The 18,525-nt window shown below is 68.0% G+C and carries 19 protein-coding genes; 17 read left to right on the top strand and 2 right to left on the bottom strand.

Annotation, left to right across the window (positions count from 1 at the left end; translation table 11 throughout):
* Positions 1 to 395: 395 nt before the first annotated feature.
* Positions 396 to 1,802, top strand: a complete 1,407-nt coding sequence (locus NA3_RS03620; protein WP_062962133.1) for a PucR family transcriptional regulator — start codon at positions 396 to 398, stop codon at positions 1,800 to 1,802.
* A gap of 4 nt (positions 1,803 to 1,806) precedes the next feature.
* Here the strand turns inward: NA3_RS03620 and NA3_RS03615 are convergent, their stop codons facing one another.
* Positions 1,807 to 2,058 (bottom strand): DUF2277 domain-containing protein, encoded by a 252-nt coding sequence (locus NA3_RS03615; protein ID WP_062962132.1) that lies wholly within the window; start codon positions 2,056 to 2,058, stop codon positions 1,807 to 1,809.
* Positions 2,059 to 2,231: 173 nt separating this feature from the next.
* Here NA3_RS03615 and NA3_RS03610 point away from each other — a divergent pair, with 173 nt between their 5' ends.
* Positions 2,232 to 3,053, top strand: coding sequence for a DUF1266 domain-containing protein (locus NA3_RS03610; protein WP_227995401.1), 822 nt, complete (start codon positions 2,232 to 2,234; stop codon positions 3,051 to 3,053).
* 6 nt (positions 3,054 to 3,059) lie between these two features.
* Here the strand turns inward: NA3_RS03610 and NA3_RS03605 are convergent, their stop codons facing one another.
* The gene (locus NA3_RS03605) at positions 3,060 to 3,983 is read right to left on the bottom strand and encodes a hypothetical protein (RefSeq protein ID WP_062962131.1); all 924 of its coding nucleotides are present in this window, start codon (positions 3,981 to 3,983) and stop codon (positions 3,060 to 3,062) included.
* A 311-nt stretch (positions 3,984 to 4,294) separates the two neighbouring features.
* Here NA3_RS03605 and ftsH point away from each other — a divergent pair, with 311 nt between their 5' ends.
* From ftsH to lysS, 15 genes are all read left to right on the top strand, one after another.
* Entirely contained in the window at positions 4,295 to 6,688 is a 2,394-nt protein-coding gene (gene ftsH, locus NA3_RS03600) for an ATP-dependent zinc metalloprotease FtsH (protein ID WP_062962130.1), read from the top strand.
* Positions 6,689 to 6,763: 75 nt separating this feature from the next.
* Complete coding sequence (folE, locus tag NA3_RS03595; RefSeq protein ID WP_062962129.1) at positions 6,764 to 7,435, top strand: GTP cyclohydrolase I FolE; 672 nt, start codon at positions 6,764 to 6,766, stop codon at positions 7,433 to 7,435.
* Positions 7,436 to 7,445: 10 nt separating this feature from the next.
* Entirely contained in the window at positions 7,446 to 8,369 is a 924-nt protein-coding gene (gene folP, locus NA3_RS03590) for a dihydropteroate synthase (protein ID WP_084491018.1), read from the top strand.
* A complete protein-coding gene (gene folB, locus NA3_RS03585) occupies positions 8,366 to 8,758 on the top strand; it encodes a dihydroneopterin aldolase (protein ID WP_062962128.1) in 393 nt (130 codons plus the stop codon). The genes folP and folB overlap by 4 nt, the downstream gene beginning before the upstream one ends.
* The gene (gene folK, locus NA3_RS03580; protein WP_062962127.1) at positions 8,755 to 9,291 is read left to right on the top strand and encodes a 2-amino-4-hydroxy-6-hydroxymethyldihydropteridine diphosphokinase; all 537 of its coding nucleotides are present in this window, start codon (positions 8,755 to 8,757) and stop codon (positions 9,289 to 9,291) included. The genes folB and folK overlap by 4 nt, the downstream gene beginning before the upstream one ends.
* 37 nt (positions 9,292 to 9,328) lie before the next feature.
* Positions 9,329 to 9,799 carry a DUF3180 domain-containing protein gene (locus NA3_RS03575; RefSeq protein ID WP_062962197.1) on the top strand — a complete coding sequence of 157 codons (471 nt, stop codon included), beginning with the start codon at positions 9,329 to 9,331 and terminating at the stop codon, positions 9,797 to 9,799.
* Positions 9,800 to 9,869: 70 nt separating this feature from the next.
* Positions 9,870 to 10,877: a DUF6779 domain-containing protein gene (locus NA3_RS03570; protein WP_062962126.1), complete on the top strand. Its 1,008-nt coding sequence runs from the start codon at positions 9,870 to 9,872 to the stop codon at positions 10,875 to 10,877.
* Between the two features lie 90 nt (positions 10,878 to 10,967).
* On the top strand, positions 10,968 to 11,951 hold the full coding sequence (locus tag NA3_RS03565; protein WP_062962125.1) for an AurF N-oxygenase family protein: 984 nt from the start codon (positions 10,968 to 10,970) through the stop codon (positions 11,949 to 11,951).
* A gap of 401 nt (positions 11,952 to 12,352) precedes the next feature.
* Positions 12,353 to 13,336 (top strand): Rossmann-like and DUF2520 domain-containing protein, encoded by a 984-nt coding sequence (locus tag NA3_RS03560; protein ID WP_084491015.1) that lies wholly within the window; start codon positions 12,353 to 12,355, stop codon positions 13,334 to 13,336.
* Between the two features lie 38 nt (positions 13,337 to 13,374).
* Positions 13,375 to 14,361: a pantoate--beta-alanine ligase gene (gene panC / locus NA3_RS03555; RefSeq protein ID WP_372464273.1), complete on the top strand. Its 987-nt coding sequence runs from the start codon at positions 13,375 to 13,377 to the stop codon at positions 14,359 to 14,361.
* A gap of 14 nt (positions 14,362 to 14,375) precedes the next feature.
* Entirely contained in the window at positions 14,376 to 14,795 is a 420-nt protein-coding gene (panD, locus tag NA3_RS03550) for an aspartate 1-decarboxylase (RefSeq protein WP_030517343.1), read from the top strand.
* A 21-nt stretch (positions 14,796 to 14,816) separates the two neighbouring features.
* Positions 14,817 to 15,611 (top strand): type III pantothenate kinase, encoded by a 795-nt coding sequence (locus NA3_RS03545; RefSeq protein WP_036497452.1) that lies wholly within the window; start codon positions 14,817 to 14,819, stop codon positions 15,609 to 15,611.
* A gap of 176 nt (positions 15,612 to 15,787) precedes the next feature.
* Entirely contained in the window at positions 15,788 to 16,447 is a 660-nt protein-coding gene (locus NA3_RS03540) for a cysteine dioxygenase (RefSeq protein WP_084491009.1), read from the top strand.
* Positions 16,444 to 16,881: a rhodanese-like domain-containing protein gene (locus NA3_RS03535; protein WP_062962124.1), complete on the top strand. Its 438-nt coding sequence runs from the start codon at positions 16,444 to 16,446 to the stop codon at positions 16,879 to 16,881. The genes NA3_RS03540 and NA3_RS03535 overlap by 4 nt, the downstream gene beginning before the upstream one ends.
* A 165-nt stretch (positions 16,882 to 17,046) precedes the next feature.
* Positions 17,047 to 18,513 (top strand): lysine--tRNA ligase, encoded by a 1,467-nt coding sequence (gene lysS, locus NA3_RS03530; protein WP_062962123.1) that lies wholly within the window; start codon positions 17,047 to 17,049, stop codon positions 18,511 to 18,513.
* Positions 18,514 to 18,525 lie beyond the last annotated feature (12 nt).

Below are 18,525 nucleotides of genomic sequence, written 5' to 3'. Positions count from 1 at the left end.
CGGCCGGAGTGCGCGACTTCGCAGGAGTGCGCGACTTCGCGGCCGGGGCGGACTCGGCCACCGACTTCGCGGGCGTCTTCTTGGCCGCGGTGCGGCCTGCGGTCTTGCGGGCGGCCGGCTTGTTTGCGCCGGTCGACTTCCCGGGCGTGGATTCGCCGGGTGACGGTTCGGTATTCGGCACGATGCTGTCTCTCCCCACGTGCGCTGCGCTGCGAACGGTTGATGATGTGAATCACTTCACTGATCTATGATCGTGTCACAATGAATCGCGCGCTGCTTGGTCTTTGCGGTCAAGGACTCGGCTGGAATTTGGCACCAGAGCACAAAGTTCCCGCGGCCACCCGACAGCGATCGGAGGCCGCGGGACGAGATCGTGCGACACAGGGGGATCGGTGATGGCGACAGCTCCGTCCGATGTGGCGGTCCGGCAGTGGATGGCCGATTTCGTTGCCGAGACACTGCGGGGGGAGACCCTCGAACAGATGGTGGCCCGGCTCGACGCGCAGATCATCGGCCGCGTGCCGGAACTGACCGATCGAGATCTGCGCCGCGACCTGGAATCCAGCACCCGGGCGCATGCTCTGGCGGTTCTCAGCGGTCTCACCCAGGATGCGATGGAGTACGCGGTCCCCGAACAGGCACACGCCTTCGCCCGCACCTTGGCCCGTCGCGGCTACGACCTGCGGCTGCTGCTGCGGGTCTACCACGCCGGCCAGGAGGCCGCGATCGACTACATGACCGAGGTGATCGACGAACGCCGGCTGCCCGAGCAGTTCGAACGCTCGGCGCTGATCCGGCTGTTCGAACGCTCCACCCGCTGGGTGAACACCTCCGTCGAGGCGCTGACCGACACCTATATGCAGGAGCGGGAGCGTGGTCTGCGCGCGGCCCTCAACCAGCGCACCGAAATCGTGCGCACCTTGTTGTCCGGGGAGGACGTCGACGCGGACTACGCCTCGGCGCGGCTGGGGTTCCGCCTCGCGCAACGCCAGGTCGCGATCGTCCTGTGGACCGATCCCGCCGACCGCCGGGCCGGTGCGCTCCTGTCCGCCGGGGACGGGTTCGCCGGCTGGATCGACGCCCCCGGCGCGGGCGACGGCCGAGCGGACGGCGAGGATGCCGCGACCGGGCCGCCCGGCGACGGAGCCGCCGGAAACGACGGCCGCGCGGGGGACCGGGGCGCGCCGGCCGACGACCGGCTGGCCGGCGGCAGCGATGAACTCGGCCGGTTGGAACGTACGGCTACGCGGCTGGCCCATGCGCTCGGCGGGGTCGGCGTGCTCACCGTTCCGGCCGGATCGGCGGCGCTGTGGGCGTGGATCGCGGCCGATGCCGAGGCCGTCGCGGCGGTAGCCGGGGATATCGTCGCCGCGCCGATGCGCCTCACGCTGGGGTCGTCCGGGACGGGCGTGGCGGGATTCCGGCAGAGCCACCGCGATGCGATCGCGGCACGGCAGGTGGCCGAGCGCGCGGCCGTCGAACTCGGCCGGGTGCTGCCGTACGCGCAGGTCGAACCGGCATATCTGGCCGGTGCGGACGTCGCGGGGATGCGCGCGCTGATCCGGCGGGAACTCGGAGCGCTGGCCGCCCCGGATGCGAATTCGGCGCGGCTGCGCGAGACGCTGCTCGCCTATCTACGCTGCCACCGCAGCCCGGAGGGCGCGGCGGCACGCCTGGGCGTGCACAAGAACACGGTCCGCTACCGCATTCAGCGCATCGAGGAAACGCTCGGGCGCCGCATCGAGGACTGCGGGCTGCGGCTCGAGCTGGCGCTGGAATGCGTCGCGGTCTACGGGGTGTGAGTGCTCAGACCCGGTCGCCGGTCGCGCGCAGCGGCGGTTCGGCCGCCGCGGTCACCGGATGATCGGGCAGTTCAGCCAGCAACGTCGTCGTCGCCGCGGCCACGGCGGCCACCGCCTTGTCGAAGGCCGGCTTCGTGACATACGACAGACCCGTCAGGCCACCCACCTTCCGCACGTATTCCTGTGCGGCAGCGAAGATTTCCTGCTCGGTGGCGCGGGGTTCGAGCCCGCGCAGCACGGTGATGTTGCTACCCATGGCGCCGAGAGTAGCCCTCGCCAGGGGCTTGCGGCGCCCGATGAAACGGCAAATGTGAAAAATGTGTGTATCGGACTGTGGCGGAGCGTCCAGAAGCGGACCTCGGGTCACAGTCGACACGGCATCGGGAGATAACCGGACTCCCGGATGGCCGATACGACACAATCGGAACCATGGCTGCCCGCGACATGCCGACCCTGACCACTTTCCCCTACTCGGAGCTGGACGAGCGCGAGGACGACCACTGGTCCGGCGCTCAGGTTTCCGACGACGAATTGCGCGCGCTGTCCCTGGGGGCGTTCTATTCCGCCCGCTGGGACGCGTTCCACGACGCGCTGTTGCTCGGACCCGAGCGAGAACATCCGCTCGGCGACCGCCGTGAACTGGCCATCGACACCCTCACCGGGGCCTGGGGAATCACCGACGGGACCGAGGCGATGGCGTCGATGGAACAGCTCCTGGAAGGGATGCACGCGCCGCTGTACGCATTGGTCCATCCCCTGGTGAACGCGGCCCTCAACTCGCCCGAACGGGACCGCTTCGGCGAACGCGCCGATCGGCATCGGGCTTTCCTGCGGCAGGTCGGGGCGTTTCGGGGAATGGACAACCCGGAGGCGCTGGTTCGCGACTACGACATCTGGTCCCAGGCGATCAAACTCGATCTGACCGGCCATCTGGTGCAGCCGCTGCCGGCCGATATCCAGGCCTGGGACCTCGCCCGGGTGGTGGCGGTGGCGCGGATGGCCTTCACCGCGGGCTACCTCGAGGCCGATACCGCCTGGGACTATGTGATGCGCGCGTTGCCGCCGGCGCAGAAGCGCTACCGCAATTGGCGGCAGTTCGGCGACGCCTATCTCACCGGCTGGACCTACTGGCAGGCCTGTGAGGATATGGCCGTACTCAAGTCCGGCGGCACCGATCGGCGGCTCGAACTGGTCCGGCTATGGATGCGGCCGACCAGTCCGTGGCGGCGCATCGCACTCCAGGGGGAGTAGCGCGGCTCAGTCGGGGAGCGAGCGCAGGATCCCGCGGCCGTAACGCTGGAACTGCGCATCGTCGACCATCGCCAGCGAATGACGCTCGACCAGCAATTCCCACTCCGAATACAGCTGTGCCACGCCGGGGTCCGGCGGCGCTACGGCGCCGTCGGCGGACTCGCGCTGAATCGCGAAATTCACCGCGCCGACGATCCGATCGGTATCGGCCCGGTCGGTGCCCAGAAAACTCAGCGTCCTGTTGCCGTCGGTGAGGTCGATGCCGTAATCGCCACCCGGCTCGTCGCCCGAACCCTTACCGACCTCGGCCGAGATCAGCGCCGAAACCGGCATCTCGTGCGCGTAGCGGGGAGTGGATCCGATCGAGAGCAGCAGCACCCGCCCGGTGGTGACGGCCAGGAGTCCGCGTCCCCGTCCGGCCGGTGGGACCGCGGTGACCATCGCCGTCTCCAGCATGAATTCATCGGGTGTGACCATCGTGTGCAGCGCTCCGGCGGCCGAGCGGGTCTCCCGCCGCGGCGCCATCCGCCGGACCGCGCGGTCCACGTCGGCCCGGGTCGGGCCGGTCTTGCCCCAGACCGGCGCGGGTGGCACCAGATCGGGTGCCGACATGTCGATGCGCTGGGTGGCCAGGATCTGGGAGTTGATCCGCTCCACGATCACGGTCGCGGCCGGCACGTCGTGTTCGGCGATCAGCACCGGGAGCGGGGTGCGGTCGGCCGGGACGCCGGTGAGGACCGGACTCGGATAACGCAGATAGATTTCGATCACGACGGCGTCGTCGGCGCGCCGGTTCAGCCGGACCTTGAGCAGGTCCGACACCGGAACGTCGAGCACCCGCTCGCCATCGGTGCCCGGCCGCAGAACCTGGAGTCGCCCGCCGCCGTGGCGCAGTATCGCTGTGGGTGTCCGTAGCTCGACTATGTCCATACCCCCTGCGTTCGTCCTGTGTTGTCGCTCACAATAGGTCGTGCATGCCATGATTGGGACCACTTGGACGGACACCGTGAGGTGATCGCCCGGTCGGCCGGGAACCACCAGCGTTCTCCGACCGTTTACCTGTTGAACTGCATCAGCTGCCGAACTGCGCGATGTATCGAGTAGACCGTACGCGGTAACGTGGCTTGTCCGCATCCGTTCTGCCCGACCCGGTCGGTGCCGGTATGGATACGGCCCCGCCCGACGCATAGTAGGCATACACCGGAAACACCGGAAAGGACTGGCCCGCCGGCCGACGCTCTATGAACCGCAAGACAGTGTTTCGCAACCTGGCCATAGTCGCGGGCATCCTGCTCGTGATCTATCTGGTCAGCTACTTCAGCAACGACACGCGCGGCTGGAAGAACGTCGATACCTCGGTGGCGCTCACCCAGCTTGCCGACAAGCAGAACGTCAAGCAGGTCCAGATCGATGACAAAGAACAGCAGCTGCGCATCACCCTGAAACAGGGCAACGACGCCACCGGCGGCCAGACCCAGATCATGGCCAAGTACCCCGGCGGCAGCGAGGTCTCCGCGCAGATCCTGCGCGACGTGCAGCAGTCCGGAGCGCCGTACAACACCGCGGTCAAACAGGACAGCTGGTTCACCCAGGTGCTGCTGTTCGTCCTGCCGATGGTGATTCTGCTGGGCCTGTTCGTCTTCGTGATGGCCCGGATGCAGGGCGGTGGCCGCGGCGGCATGATGGGCTTCGGTAAATCCAAGGCCAAACAGCTGTCGAAGGACATGCCCAAGACCACATTCGCCGATGTGGCCGGTGCCGACGAGGCCGTCGAAGAGCTGTACGAGATCAAGGACTTCCTGCAGAATCCGGCTCGGTATCAGGCGCTGGGCGCCAAGATCCCCAAGGGCGTGCTGCTCTACGGCCCGCCCGGAACCGGTAAGACGCTGCTGGCCCGCGCGGTCGCGGGTGAGGCCGGGGTGCCGTTCTTCACCATCTCCGGTTCCGACTTCGTGGAGATGTTCGTCGGTGTCGGCGCCTCGCGTGTGCGCGACCTGTTCGATCAGGCCAAGCAGAACAGCCCCTGCATCATCTTCGTCGACGAGATCGACGCGGTCGGCCGCCAGCGTGGCGCCGGCCTCGGTGGTGGGCACGACGAACGCGAGCAGACGCTGAACCAGTTGCTCGTCGAGATGGACGGTTTCGGCGACCGCACCGGTGTGATCATCATCGCGGCCACCAACCGCCCGGACATCCTGGACCCGGCGCTGCTGCGCCCGGGCCGCTTCGACCGGCAGATCCCGGTCGGCAATCCGGACCTCGCCGGTCGGCGGGCGATTCTGCGGGTGCATTCGCAGGGCAAGCCGATCGCGCCCGATGCCGACCTGGACGGGCTCGCCAAGCGCACCGTCGGCATGTCGGGTGCGGATCTGGCCAATGTGATCAACGAGGCCGCGCTGCTCACCGCGCGTGAGCACGGCAACGTCATCACCGGTCCGGCGCTGGAGGAATCGGTCGACCGCGTGATCGGCGGCCCGCGCCGCAAGAGCCGGATCATCAGCGAGCACGAGAAGAAGATCACCGCCTACCACGAGGGTGGCCACACCCTGGCCGCGTGGGCGATGCCGGATATCGAGCCCGTCTACAAGGTCACCATCCTGGCCCGCGGTCGCACCGGCGGCCACGCCATGACCGTGCCCGAGGACGACAAGGGCCTGATGACCCGTTCGGAGATGATCGCCCGCCTGGTGATGGCCATGGGTGGCCGCGCCGCCGAGGAGTTGGTCTTCCACGAGCCGACAACCGGCGCCTCGTCCGATATCGACCAGGCGACCAAGATCGCGCGTGCGATGGTCACCGAATACGGCATGAGTGCGCGGCTGGGCGCTGTGCGCTACGGACAGGAACAGGGTGATCCGTTCCTGGGCCGCACGATGGGTACCGGCTCGGATTACTCGCACGAGGTGGCCCGCGAGATCGACGAGGAGGTGCGCAACCTCATCGAGGCCGCGCACACCGAGGCCTGGGCGATCCTCAACGAATATCGCGACGAACTCGACGCGCTGGCCAGTGCGCTGCTGGAGCGCGAGACCCTGCATCGCAAGGACCTCGAGCAGGTGCTCGCCACCGTCGACAAGCGTCCGCGCATCACCGCCTTCAACGATTTCGGTGAACGCGTGCCCTCGGACCGGCCGCCGGTGAAGACCCCGCGCGAGCTCGCCGCCGAACGCGGTGAACCGTGGCCCGAGGAAGCCGAAACGCGTAAGCCGGACCAGCAGCCCGCTCCGCAGCCGGTGCCGGCCAACGGTTATCCGCAGGAGGGGTATCGGACCCCGGCGCCGGCTCCGACCCCCGGCTACGGTTATCCGGCCCCGCAGCCCGGCAACTACCCGCGGCCCGCGGGTGGCCCGGGATATCCGCGGCAGGGCACGCACGGGTCCCGGCCCGATTACGGCGCTCCCGCCGGTTGGTCGGCCCCGGGCTGGCCGCCGCAGGAGGATCCGTCCAAGGGGGGATCGCCGCAGCAGCCGGAGTACGGCGGCTCTCAGGGATACGGCGAGCCGCAGCGCTATGGCGAACAGCAGCGTTACGGCGGCGGTCATCGCCGACCCGAATGGTCCGGAGACCAGGAGGGTTCGACGCAGAACGGCACCCAGGATCACGGCGATTGGGACGGACCGAACAGCCACCGCTGACCGGCTGCGATTAGGCTCGACGGTCGAACCGCGCTGTCGGCGCGTTGATTTACGTGATTGTGGAGGTGTCCTCGTATGTCGGCCAACAACAGCGCTCCCGCCGGGTCCGATTCGGCGTCGGGCGCGGGTGCCGCCGTGGTTGCGGAGGCACCGGCTCCGGTCGCGCTGGGGACCGGACGGACCTTCGATCAGAAGCGGGCCGAGGCCGCGGTACGTGAACTACTGGTCGCGGTCGGCGAGGACCCCGACCGCCCCGGGCTGATCGATACCCCCGCTCGGGTCGCGCGTGCCTATCTCGAAATGTTCGCGGGTCTGTACGTGGAACCGGATTCGGTGCTCAACACCACCTTCGACGAAGGACATCAGGAACTGGTGCTGGTGCGCGACATTCCGATGTACTCGACCTGCGAACACCACCTGGTGTCCTTCCACGGGGTCGCTCACGTCGGATACATCCCGGGCCCCCAGGGCCGGGTCACCGGTCTGTCCAAACTGGCCCGCCTGGTCGATCTGTACGCCAAGCGGCCGCAGGTCCAGGAGCGGCTGACCAGCCAGATCGCCGATGCGGTCATGCGGAAGCTGGATCCGCGCGGCGCCATCGTCGTGGTGGAGGCCGAGCATCTGTGCATGGCGATGCGCGGCATCCGCAAGCCGGGCGCGAGCACCACCACCTCCGCGGTCCGCGGCCTGCTGCAGACCAACGCGGCCTCGCGGGCCGAGGCCCTCGACCTGATCCTGCGCAAATGAGCGATCGCCCATGAGCGCAGTGATCACTCCCCGGGACGGGCGCTCGTGCGTGGTGATGGGCGTGGTGAACGTCACCAGCGACTCCTTCTCCGACGGCGGCCGCTACCTCGATCCGGCGGTCGCGGTCGCCCACGGGGTGCGGTTGTACGAGGCGGGCGCCGACATCATCGATGTGGGCGGTGAATCCACCCGCCCGGGCGCCGTGCGCATCGATCCCGAGACCGAGGCCCAGCGGGTGGTCCCGGTGATTCGCGGCCTGGTGGAGGCCGGCGTTCCGACCAGCGTGGACACCATGCGGGCGAGTGTCGCGGCCGCCGCGATCGACGCCGGAGTGAGCGTGGTCAACGACGTATCCGGCGGTCGCGCGGATGCCGAGATGGTGAAAGTCGTTGCCGCCGCGGAGATTCCGTGGATTCTGATGCACTGGCGGGCGAATGCCGACCATCGCCACATCGGCCCGGCCGACCACTACGACGACGTCGTGCGCGAGGTGCTGGCCGAACTCTCGTCTCAGGTGGATCTGGCCATGGCGGCCGGCGTGCATCCGAGCCGGCTGGTACTGGACCCCGGCCTCGGCTTCGCCAAGAACGCCGAGCACAACTGGGCCTTGCTGGGCGCACTGCCGGAACTGACGGCTCAGGGCCTGCCGATTCTGGTCGGTGCCTCCCGCAAGCGTTTCCTTGGTTCGCTGCTGGCCGACGAGTCCGGCCCGCGCCCGCCCGACGGGCGTGAGGTCGCCACCGCGACCATCTCCGCCCTGGCCGCCCAGCACGGCGCATGGGGCGTGCGAGTACACGACGTGCGGTCGTCGCTCGACGCCATCGCCGTCGCGGATGCGTGGCGGCGGGCCGCCGAATCCGGGCAGCGGCGGGCCGCCGAATCCGGGCAGCGGCGGGCCGCCGAATCCGGTTCACACCATCAGGGGAGCGAGTGAGTACCGATCGCATCGAGCTGCGCGGTCTGCGCGCCTACGGTCACCACGGCTGCTTCGACTTCGAGCGCCGCGACGGCCAGGAATTCCTGGTCGACATCACCCTGTGGCTGGATTTCGCGAAGGCGGCCGCGACCGATGAGCTGTCGGCCACCGTCGACTACGGCGAGCTGGCGCAACGCGCGGTCGCGATCGTCTCCGGTCCACCGCGCAATCTCATCGAGACCGTCGCCGCCGAGATCGCCGACGATGTGATGCGCGACGAGCGCGTCACCGCCGCGGAGGTGGTCGTGCACAAACCCTCGGCGCCGATTCCGCACACCTTCGCCGATGTCCGCGTGGTGGCCACCAGGCGGCGAGAGGTACCGCGGACCCCGGAGGTGGCCGGATGAGCCGTGCGGTGCTGTCGATCGGGTCGAATCTGGGTGATCGGCTCGCCCATCTGCGCAGTGTGGTGGAGGCGCTGACCCCGCAGGTGGTCGCGGTCTCGTCGGTGTACTCGACCGCGCCGTGGGGTGGAGTGCCGCAGGAGGACTACCTCAATGCCGTTGTGGTGGTCCAGGATTCGGAGTTGGGCCCGCGCGATTGGCTCGAACGCGGACAGCGGTTGGAACAGCGGTCCGGGCGGGTCCGCGAGATCCGCTGGGGCGCACGGACTCTGGATGTCGACGTGATCTGGTGCGCCGAGCGTGGCCCCGCGGGGCTGCGCCCGGTGACCAGTGCGGACCCCGAACTGACGCTGCCGCATCCGCAGGCGCATCATCGCGCGTTCGTCCTGGTGCCGTGGGCCGAAGTCGAACCCGATGCGACGCTGCAGGTGCTCGGCCGCACCCGGCCGATTCGAGAGCTGCTCGCCGAACTCGATCCGGGCGACATCGACGGCGTCCGGCTCACCGACCTGTCGCTGTCCGCGGCGGATCGATGAGTGGCGCGACGATGAACGGTGGCTGGTCATGAACGTCATGAGGCCGACCAAGATTCTGGATCTGCTGGCGAATGTCGTCATCGCCGCCGCGGTGGCGTGGGTGGCGACCCGCTGGGCCTATTCGAGCTTTCCGCCGATCACGGTGATCGCGGGTGCCTCGCTGTATCCGGTGGCGGCCGTGGAAGCGGTGCTGGCGTTCGTGATTCGCGCCCGCGTCGGCGATCACCGCATCGGTGACGGTCCGAAACAGTTGCATCCGATCACCGCGGCCCGTGCGGTGGCGCTGGCGAAGGCCTCGGCACAGGTGGGTTCGCTGGCGGCCGGCGTGTGGCTGGGCTTCCTGATCTGGGTGCTGCCGCAGCGGTCGGAGATGCACGCGGCCGCCTCGGACACACCCGGCGCCATCGTGGGTCTGATCGCCGGTGTGGTGCTGGTCGCCGCCGCGCTGTGGCTGGAGTATTGCTGCCGCGCGCCACACGAGCCACCAGACGAACCAGCTACCCCATAGCTATCACGACTGAGTAGAGTTCCGGACCGGCTGCGCGCCGAAATCCGCTATTCGAGCTACCCTTGCGGACATGGTTTCACCCTCCCGTAGCAGTGCTTCCCCGCGACAGCGGGACAACGCGGGAAAAATCGTCGTCGGCGTATTAATTCTGCTCGGTCTGATTGCCAGTGTGTTTCTGATTTTCAGCAACAATGTGCAGCTGGTTCGGGTCGGTTTGGTCGCGGCTCTGTGGGCCGCCGCGGTGGCCGCGCTGGCGGCGACCCGCTATCGCCGGGATGCGGCGATCGATCAGGCCAAGGCTCGTGACCTGCAGAAGGTCTACGAGTTGCAGCTCGAACGCGAGATCACCGCCCGGCGCGAATACGAACTCGGCGTCGAATCTCGGGTGCGCCGGGAGGTCGGCGCGGACGCCGCCGAACTGGCCGCGCTGCGAAGCGAGCTGACCGTGTTGCGCGAAAGCCTGCAGCGGCTGTTCGACGGCGACCTACTGGTCGACCGACCGGCGCTGCGCGCCGAGGCCGTACGGGTGCAAGAGCTCACCCGGGCCACCGTGGCGAACGGTAGCTCGCAGGAAACCGACACCTGGGACGCGTGGAGTGCGCCCGCCGTGCCCCTGCACGTGGTCTCGCCGGTCTTCGATCCCGATCATCCCGAGCCCCCGGCCTTCGCCAGTCCGTACGACGATCCGGTGACGGCCGAGACCGCCGTGGTCTCGGCGGAGGGGCCGGATGAGGAGGGGGAATCGTCCCCGAAGTCCGAACCGTCGACGTCTCGATCGCCGGAGTCCGGATCGGCCGAGTCGCCCGGCGACGGGCAGGTCGCCGGTGCTGCGTCCGCGGCGACCTCCGCCACGTCGGCGAACGGGGCGTCCGAGGCAACGTCGGCCCCCGCCGAATCCGGCGACGCGCGCCCGAGTTCCTCGGTGCCGCGGCTGGCTCCCGCCCAACCGGCGCCGACCATGGGTACCGCCGGTTCTCGGAGGCGTCGCCACGCCGACTCCGACGAGCACCAGCCGGGACGCAAACTCACCGTCGCGGAGATCATGGCGAATCTGCGATCGGAGCAGAACAGCTCGTAATGCCCGCGATCACGCCCGATAAACCGGTTGCATGTGACGCTCAGTATCGGTTACTTTCGCAAGAGGAGTACTGCGAAGGAGACACCGAAGATGCCGTCCACTGCCGTAAAGAACACGTCGGCCGATCCCGAGTATCACGAGATCCTGCGCGGTCTGTCCGAGGGGTCTGTGCACAAGAACTTCGATCCCTACGTCGACATCGATTGGGACTCACCGGAATTCGCGGTCGATCCGACCGATACCCGCTGGATCATGCCGGACGAGGATCCGCTGGGCCGCCACCCCTGGTACAAGGCGCAGCCGGTGGAACGCCAGATCGCCATGGGGATGTGGCGGCAGGCCGGTATCGCCAAGGTCGGCCTGGACTTCGAGCAGCTGCTGATCCGCGGTCTGATGCAGTACCTGGTGTCGGTGCCCAACGGAGATCCGGAATTCCGCTACGTGACCCACGAGGCGGCCGAAGAGTGCAACCACACGATGATGTTCCAGGAGATGATCAACCGCATCGGCGAGGATGTGGTCGGCATGGGCACCATCGACCGCAAGCTGACCATGATCATCTGGCCGGCCGTGAAGTACTTCCCGGAACTGTTCTTCACGATGATCCTCGGCGGCGAGGAGCCCATCGACCACCTGCAGAAATCGCTGCTGCGCGCCGGAACCGACCTGCACCCGATGGTGCAGCGCGTGATGCAGATCCACGTGGCGGAAGAAGCTCGCCACATCTCGTTCGCGCACGAATACCTGCGCCGCAATGTGCCCGGCATGAATCCGGCCACCAAGTTCGTGCTGTCGCTGCTCTTCCCGACCGCGATGCGGATCATGCTCGACATGATCATGACTCCGCCCAAGGAGTTCGTGGAGAAGTTCGACATCCCCGCGGAGGTGATGCGCGAGGCCTACTGGGGCAGCGCCGAGTCCCAGACCACCATGCGCAACATCTTCGGCGACGTCCGAGCGCTGGCCACCACCAGCGGCCTGATGAACCCCGTCGCCAAGGTCGCCTGGCGCCTCCTGGGCATCCACGGCCCCGCCTCCCGCTACCGCAGCGAACCCGCCCGCAAGGCCGCGTAGGGCCCGGCGTCGCCGAGTAAGTCATCCGACGGGGTGTACATCGAAACGATGTGCCCCCCCGACGGTCTTTCCGCCGCCTCGTTCGAGGAACACACCAGGAGCCGTCCGCCCTCGGTCCTCGAAAACCGATCAGGTTCACATCTACGAGCCGTAAACCTTGGCGGGTCTCGGCCCGCCTCGATTTTGGACTGACGGAGCGAAGGAGCGCAGCGACTGAGCGGAGGAGGGAAAAATCGAGGCCCAGGGGGCCGAGACCCCGCCGGAGCAAAGCGCAGGCCAAAGCTACTGAGGGAAATATCACGCGCGGGTCCTCTGGCAGGGCCCCCGGTCACTACCTATTCTCGACTCGTAACGTCCGGTACCCGCTATGCGGGACTGGAACGCCTTCCGAGAGGACAACGGTGACCTCCGATTTTTCGCGGCCCGACGAGGCCGATTCGTCGCGCCCCGCCGCGCCCGCGGTCTCGGGCTCATCCGCTGCACCCGGCAGTGATCCGGCCCCGGCCCGGCTGACGGTCGGCATCGTGTCGGCCGGCCGGGTGGGTTCGGCGCTGGGTGTCGCGCTGGAGCGGGCCGGGCATGTGGTGTTCGGGGTGTCGGCGATTTCCGATGCGTCGCGGCATCGGGCGCGGACGCGGTTGCCGGAGTCGCGGATCCTGCCGGTCGAGGAGATCGCCGCGCGCAGCGAACTGCTGATCCTGGCGGTACCGGACAGTGAACTGCCCGGTCTGGTGGCCGGTCTGGCGGCGGCGCGGGTGGTTCGCCCGGGGACGATCGTCGCGCATACCTCGGGCGCGAACGGCGTGGCCGTGCTGTCCCCGCTGACCGATGTCCGCCCGCTGGCGATCCATCCGGCCATGACCTTCACCGGCCACGACGAGGACACCGCCCGTCTGGCGAATGCCTGTTTCGGCATCACCGCGGCCGACGAGATCGGCTATGCCATCGCGCAGTCGCTGGTGATCGAGATGGGCGGCGAACCGGTGCGGGTGCGCGAGGAGAACCGGGCGCTGTATCACGCGGCTCTCGCGCACGGCAGTAATCACCTGGTCACCCTGATCGTCGATGCGGTCGCGGCGTTGCGGGCGGCGCTGGAGGGTCCGGGCCTGCTGGGCCAGCAGGTGGTCGACGATCAGCCCAACGGACTGGCGGAGCGGATGCTCGCACCGCTGGCCTCGGCCGCGCTGGACAATGCGCTGCGGCGCGGTCTGCCGGCGCTGACCGGCCCGGTGGCGCGGGGTGACGCCCTCGCGGTCTCGGCGCACCTGGAAGCACTGGCTGCGGCCGATCCGGAGCTGGCGGCGGGCTATCGCGCGATGTCGCTGCGGACGGCGCAGCTTGCCCGGACGAATCCGGATCTGATCGGTCTGCTGGAGGGACACTGATGTCGAATTCGGGAGCGAAGAAGCTGACCCCGGAACAGTTGCGCAAGCTGTATCGCCCGGGCGAGCTCACGGTCGTGCACGAGCCGGCCGCTCTTTCGGCGGTGACCTCCGCGCTGCGCGGGGTCGGTCGCACGGTCGCGCTGGTGCCGACGATGGGCGCTCTGCACGAGGGTCATCTGGAGCTGGTGCGCCGCGCCAAGCGGACGAATCAGGTTGTGGTGGTGTCGATTTTCGTCAACCCGCTGCAATTCGGTGAGAACGAGGACTTCGACAAGTACCCGCGCACGCTCGACAGCGATGTGGCACTGCTGCGCGAGGAGGGCGTGGCGCTGGTGTTCGCGCCGAGCGTCGCTCAGATGTATCCGGACGGTCCGCGCACCTCGGTCCATCCGGGTCCGCTGGGCGCCGAATTGGAGGGCGCCAGCCGCCCGACCCATTTCGCCGGGATGTTGACGGTGGTGGCGAAACTGTTGCAGATCGTCCGCCCGCACGAGGCGTTCTTCGGCGAGAAGGACTATCAGCAGCTGACGCTGATCCGGCAGATGGTCCGGGATCTGAACTTCGACGTCGATATCGTCGCGGTGCCCACGGTGCGCGAATCCGACGGCCTGGCGCTGTCCTCGCGCAACCGCTACCTGGACGAGCAGCAGCGCGAATCGGCGATCACGCTGTCCGCCGCGCTGGCCGCGGGCCGGCATGCGGCGGGGCGCGGACCCGACGCGGTGGTGGCCGCCGCCCGTTCGGTGCTCGACGGCGCGACCGGTGTCGACGTCGACTACCTGGAGTTGCGCGGTTCGGATCTGGGTCCCGTTCCGAGCAGCGGGAACGCTCGTCTGCTGGTGGCCGCCCGCATCGGCGCCACTCGCCTGATCGACAACCTCCCCGTCACCGTCCCCCACGCGTTGTCCGATGCGGCGTCCGCGGGGCCCTCCGTGGTTACGCAGGCTGCCGCCTCCGGACCCGTCGCTCCCGCCGACGGCCACAACGCTGTCCCCGATTTCCAGCCTGCCCAGGCCGACGCATAGGAAAGGCGACCACGATGTTGCGCACCATGATGAAGTCGAAGATCCACCGTGCCACGGTGACTCACGCCGACCTGCACTATGTCGGTTCGGTGACCGTGGACCCGGATCTGATGGACGCCGCCGATCTGCTCGAGGGCGAGCAGGTCTGCATCGTCGACATCGACAACGGCGCCCGGCTGGAAACCTACGTGATCGCCGGTGAGCGCGGTTCGGGCGTGATCGGAATCAACGGCGCCGCAGCGCATCTGGTGAATCCGGGTGATCTCGTCATCCTGATCGCCTACGGCATGATGGACGAGGCGGAACTGCGTGAGTACCAGCCGCGGGTGGTGTTCGTCGACGACCGCAACCGGCCGGTGGAGCTGGGTTCGGACCCGGCGCACGCCCCGGAGGGTTCGGGGTTGACCTCGCCGCGCTCGCTGACCTTCGCCTGAGCCGCGGGCAGCGGGGCGAGGATGCTGCTGACGATCGACGTCCGCAACACCAGTATCGAGATCGGCCTGTTCTCGGGCAGTGGTGCGCACGCGGAGCTGGTGCACACCTGGCGTGTGCACACCAATCCGTTGCTGACCGCCGACGAATTCGCCATGCAGGTACGGGGTTTGGTGGGCGAGCGGCTGGATCAGGTGGTCGGGGTGTCGGCCTTGTCGACGGTGCCGCCGGTGCTGCGGGAGTTGCGCACCATGCTGGGCCGCTACTGGTCGCACGTGCCGCACGTGCTGGTGGAACCCGGTGTGCGCACCGGCATTCCGCTGCTGGTCGACAATCCGAAAGAGGTCGGCGCCGACCGGATCGTGAATTGCCTTGCGGCATATCACCGTTTCGAATCGCCGGCGATCGTGGTCGACTTCGGCACCGCCATCTGTGTCGACCTGGTGTCGGCGAAGGGAGAGTTCCTCGGCGGGACGATCGCGCCCGGGGTGGAGATCTCCACCGAGGCGCTGGTGGCCCGCAGTGCGCTACGGCGCGCGGAGCTGACCCGTCCGCGTTCGGTGGTGGGTAAGAACAGCATGGAGTGCATGCAGTCCGGCGCGGTGTTCGGCTTCGCGGGCCTGGTCGACGGCTTGATCGACCGGATTCGCGACGAACTCGACGCCTTCGCCGGCGACGATGTGTCGGTGGTGGCGACGGGCCCGACCGCGCCGCTGATCGTCCCCGAATCCGAGACCATTGATCATCACGAGCCACATCTGACCCTGGACGGCCTGCGTCTGGTCTACGAGCGCAACCAGCAGCGCCGCCGCCCGTGACCGGCGCGTTGTGGGGTGAAGCACACCGCTCTTGCACGCGCTGGTCGCCCTGCTAGACTTCGGCTCGTGACTTTCCGCGTGAGCACCCAGGAGTGTTGTCGAGGCTGATTCGCCTCGGCTGATTGTCGAGGCTGCGTATCCGCCCTCGGCCATCCACTACTCCTGGAGCTTCGCTCATGCGTTCCTCTGTTATCACCTCTGCTGTTACCTCCGCCGCGAGCGGTGACGCCGCGCGTCGCCGGACGGGGCAGTTGCCGCCCGCCCGGCCCGCCAACCGGCTTACCGCCGAGATCACCGATCGCTCGGTCTCGTCCGCGTTGCCGACGCGGCTGCGCCCGGCGGATCTGCTGCGGCTGACCGACGAGGGCGCCGAGGACGTACTGGCGGGCGGCTTCGACCACCTGCTGCCCTCCGGTGGCGCGTGGCCGACCGAAAACCGTTGGGCCGTCCGGCTTCTCGCCGACGACGAGGTCGACGTCTGGCTGATCAGCTGGGTGCCGGACCGGTCGACGGAATTGCACGACCACGCCGGTTCGCTGGGCGCGCTCACCGTGCTGAGCGGTGCGCTCTCGGAATTCCGCTGGAACGGTAAGGAATTGCGTCAGCGCACGCTCGCCGCCGGCGATCAGGCCTCGTTCCCGCTCGGCTGGGTGCACGACGTGGTGCGTGCCCCGGATCAGTTCGCCGGTGTGCCCGAGCCGTCGAATCCGACGCTGTCGGTGCACGCGTATTCACCACCCCTGTCCGCCATGTCGTATTACGAGGTGACCGGCCACGGAACGCTGCGGCGCACCCGTACCGTGCTCACCGACCAGCCCGAAGGCGATGTGAAATGACGTACCCGCATCTCACCATCAACGACATGCTGGAGGCGGCACGTGCGCGATTGACGCGCATGTACGCGTTCGAATTGCCGGAGGCGATCGCGCGCGGCGCCCTGCTGGTCGACATCCGCCCGCAGGCCCAGCGGGTCAAGGAGGGCACCCTGCCGGGCGCCTTGGTGATCGAGCGCAATGTGCTCGAGTGGCGGCTGGACCCCACCAGCCCCGCGCGGCTCGCGCTGGCCACCGATCACGATCGCGAATGGGTGATCGTCTGCTCGGAGGGTTACACCTCGAGTTTGGCGGCCGCCACACTGCAGCAGTTGGGTCTGCACCGGGCCACCGATCTGGTCGGTGGCTATCAGGCGGTAAAGGCCGCGGGGCTGCTGTCGGTGGCCGCCGGCGCACCGCATCTGGCCGGTGAGATCAACGCACTCGTCTCGCTGTAATCGCCCGGGTGAGCGGGGGTCGGGCGCTCGCAAAAGGATTTCCGGCGCACGATAGGGTGGTTCGCTGTGAGCACCCCGAACAGCCCTTCGTCCGGTGGCTCCGCGGGCCGGGTTCCTGCGGGGCAATCGCATCCTGCCGCAGCGGAAGTCGACGTTCCCGAGCAGATGCGGATCCGCCGGGAGAAGCGTGAGCGGCTGCTCGACGCGGGTGTCGAGCCGTATCCGGTCGTGGTGCCGCGGACCCACACCCTCGCCGAGATCCGCGCCGCCTATCCCGACCTCGAGCCCGACACCAGCACGGGAGTGCAGGCCGGTGTGGCCGGCCGGGTCATCTTCATGCGCAATACCGGCAAGCTCTGCTTCGCCACGCTGCAGGAGGGCGACGGCACCAAGCTGCAGGCGATGATCAGCCTGAACGGTGTCGGCGCCGACGCGCTGGCGGCGTGGAAGGCCGATGTCGATCTGGGTGATTTCGTCTTCGTGCACGGCGAAGTGATTTCCTCCCGTACCGGCGAATTGAGCGTGATGGCCGATTCCTGGTCGATGGCGGCCAAATCGCTGCGTCCGCTGCCGGTGGCGCACAAGGAGATGAGCGAGGAGTCGCGGGTCCGGCAGCGCTATGTCGACCTCATCGTGCGGCCGGAGGCGCGGGAGATGGCCCGCACCCGGGTCGCGGCCGTGCGCGCATTGCGAAACGCGTTGGAGCGCAGGGGTTTCCTCGAGGTCGAGACCCCGATGCTGCAGACCCTGCACGGGGGTGCGGCGGCGCGTCCGTTCGTCACCCATTCCAATGCGCTGGATATGGATCTGTATCTGCGCATCGCGCCGGAGTTGTTCCTGAAGCGCTGTGTGGTGGGCGGGATCGAGAAGGTCTTCGAGATCAACCGCAACTTCCGTAACGAGGGCGCCGACTCGACGCATTCGCCCGAGTTCGCGATGTTGGAAACTTATGAGGCCTACGGCACCTACGACGATTCCGCGCGGATGATGCGGGAATTGATCCAGGAAGTCGCCCAAGAGGTCTTCGGCACTCAGGTGGTCACGCTCGCCGACGGTACGGAATACGACCTCAGTGGTGAGTGGAACACCGTCGAGATGTATCCCTCGCTCTCCGATTCACTGGGTGTCGAGGTAACGCCGGAAACTACTGTTCCGGAATTGCTCGCACTGGCCGATCGGGTCGGTCTGGAAATTCCCCCGGACAAGGGTTACGGCCACGGCAAACTTGTCGAGGAACTGTGGGAACACAGCTATGGCGACAAGCTCTACGCGCCCACTTTCGTGCGTGACTTCCCCGTGGAGACCTCTCCCTTGACGCGCCAGCATCGCAGTAAGCCGGGCGTCACGGAGAAGTGGGATCTGTATGTCCGCGGATTCGAGTTGGCCACGGGCTATTCGGAACTCGTGGATCCGGTCGTGCAGCGGGAACGCTTCGTCGACCAGGCCAGACTCGCCGCCGCTGGCGACGACGAGGCCATGCGGCTGGACGAGGACTTCCTCGCCGCCATGGAACACGGTATGCCGCCGACAACGGGTACCGGTATGGGAATCGATCGGTTGCTGATGGCGTTGACCGGACTCGGAATCCGGGAAACCATACTCTTCCCAATTGTGCGTCCCTCCGGTCGCTGAGTACCGGGTTTG

The organism is Nocardia africana NBRC 100379 (assembly GCF_001612635.1).
In the GTDB taxonomy this organism is placed as follows: Bacteria; Actinomycetota; Actinomycetes; order Mycobacteriales; family Mycobacteriaceae; genus Nocardia; species Nocardia africana.
Note: the sequence above shows the minus strand (reverse complement) of the source record. Positions and strands in the feature narration are given on the sequence as shown.

What these genes read in the sequence shown, in the direction of transcription:
- NA3_RS03535 (WP_062962124.1), top strand. Translation starts at nt 16,444, where the DNA reads ATGACGTACCCGCATCTCACCATCAACGACATGCTGGAGGCGGCACGT.
- NA3_RS03605 (WP_062962131.1), bottom strand. Translation starts at nt 3,983, where the DNA reads ATGGACATAGTCGAGCTACGGACACCCACAGCGATACTGCGCCACGGC.
- NA3_RS03575 (WP_062962197.1), top strand. Translation starts at nt 9,329, where the DNA reads ATGAGGCCGACCAAGATTCTGGATCTGCTGGCGAATGTCGTCATCGCC.
- panD (WP_030517343.1), top strand. Translation starts at nt 14,376, where the DNA reads ATGTTGCGCACCATGATGAAGTCGAAGATCCACCGTGCCACGGTGACT.
- NA3_RS03565 (WP_062962125.1), top strand. Translation starts at nt 10,968, where the DNA reads ATGCCGTCCACTGCCGTAAAGAACACGTCGGCCGATCCCGAGTATCAC.
- folE (WP_062962129.1), top strand. Translation starts at nt 6,764, where the DNA reads ATGTCGGCCAACAACAGCGCTCCCGCCGGGTCCGATTCGGCGTCGGGC.
- folP (WP_084491018.1), top strand. Translation starts at nt 7,446, where the DNA reads ATGAGCGCAGTGATCACTCCCCGGGACGGGCGCTCGTGCGTGGTGATG.
- NA3_RS03540 (WP_084491009.1), top strand. Translation starts at nt 15,788, where the DNA reads ATGCGTTCCTCTGTTATCACCTCTGCTGTTACCTCCGCCGCGAGCGGT.
- NA3_RS03610 (WP_227995401.1), top strand. Translation starts at nt 2,232, where the DNA reads ATGGCTGCCCGCGACATGCCGACCCTGACCACTTTCCCCTACTCGGAG.
- ftsH (WP_062962130.1), top strand. Translation starts at nt 4,295, where the DNA reads ATGAACCGCAAGACAGTGTTTCGCAACCTGGCCATAGTCGCGGGCATC.
- lysS (WP_062962123.1), top strand. Translation starts at nt 17,047, where the DNA reads ATGCGGATCCGCCGGGAGAAGCGTGAGCGGCTGCTCGACGCGGGTGTC.
- NA3_RS03570 (WP_062962126.1), top strand. Translation starts at nt 9,870, where the DNA reads ATGGTTTCACCCTCCCGTAGCAGTGCTTCCCCGCGACAGCGGGACAAC.
- NA3_RS03620 (WP_062962133.1), top strand. Translation starts at nt 396, where the DNA reads ATGGCGACAGCTCCGTCCGATGTGGCGGTCCGGCAGTGGATGGCCGAT.
- NA3_RS03615 (WP_062962132.1), bottom strand. Translation starts at nt 2,058, where the DNA reads ATGGGTAGCAACATCACCGTGCTGCGCGGGCTCGAACCCCGCGCCACC.
- NA3_RS03545 (WP_036497452.1), top strand. Translation starts at nt 14,817, where the DNA reads ATGCTGCTGACGATCGACGTCCGCAACACCAGTATCGAGATCGGCCTG.
- folK (WP_062962127.1), top strand. Translation starts at nt 8,755, where the DNA reads ATGAGCCGTGCGGTGCTGTCGATCGGGTCGAATCTGGGTGATCGGCTC.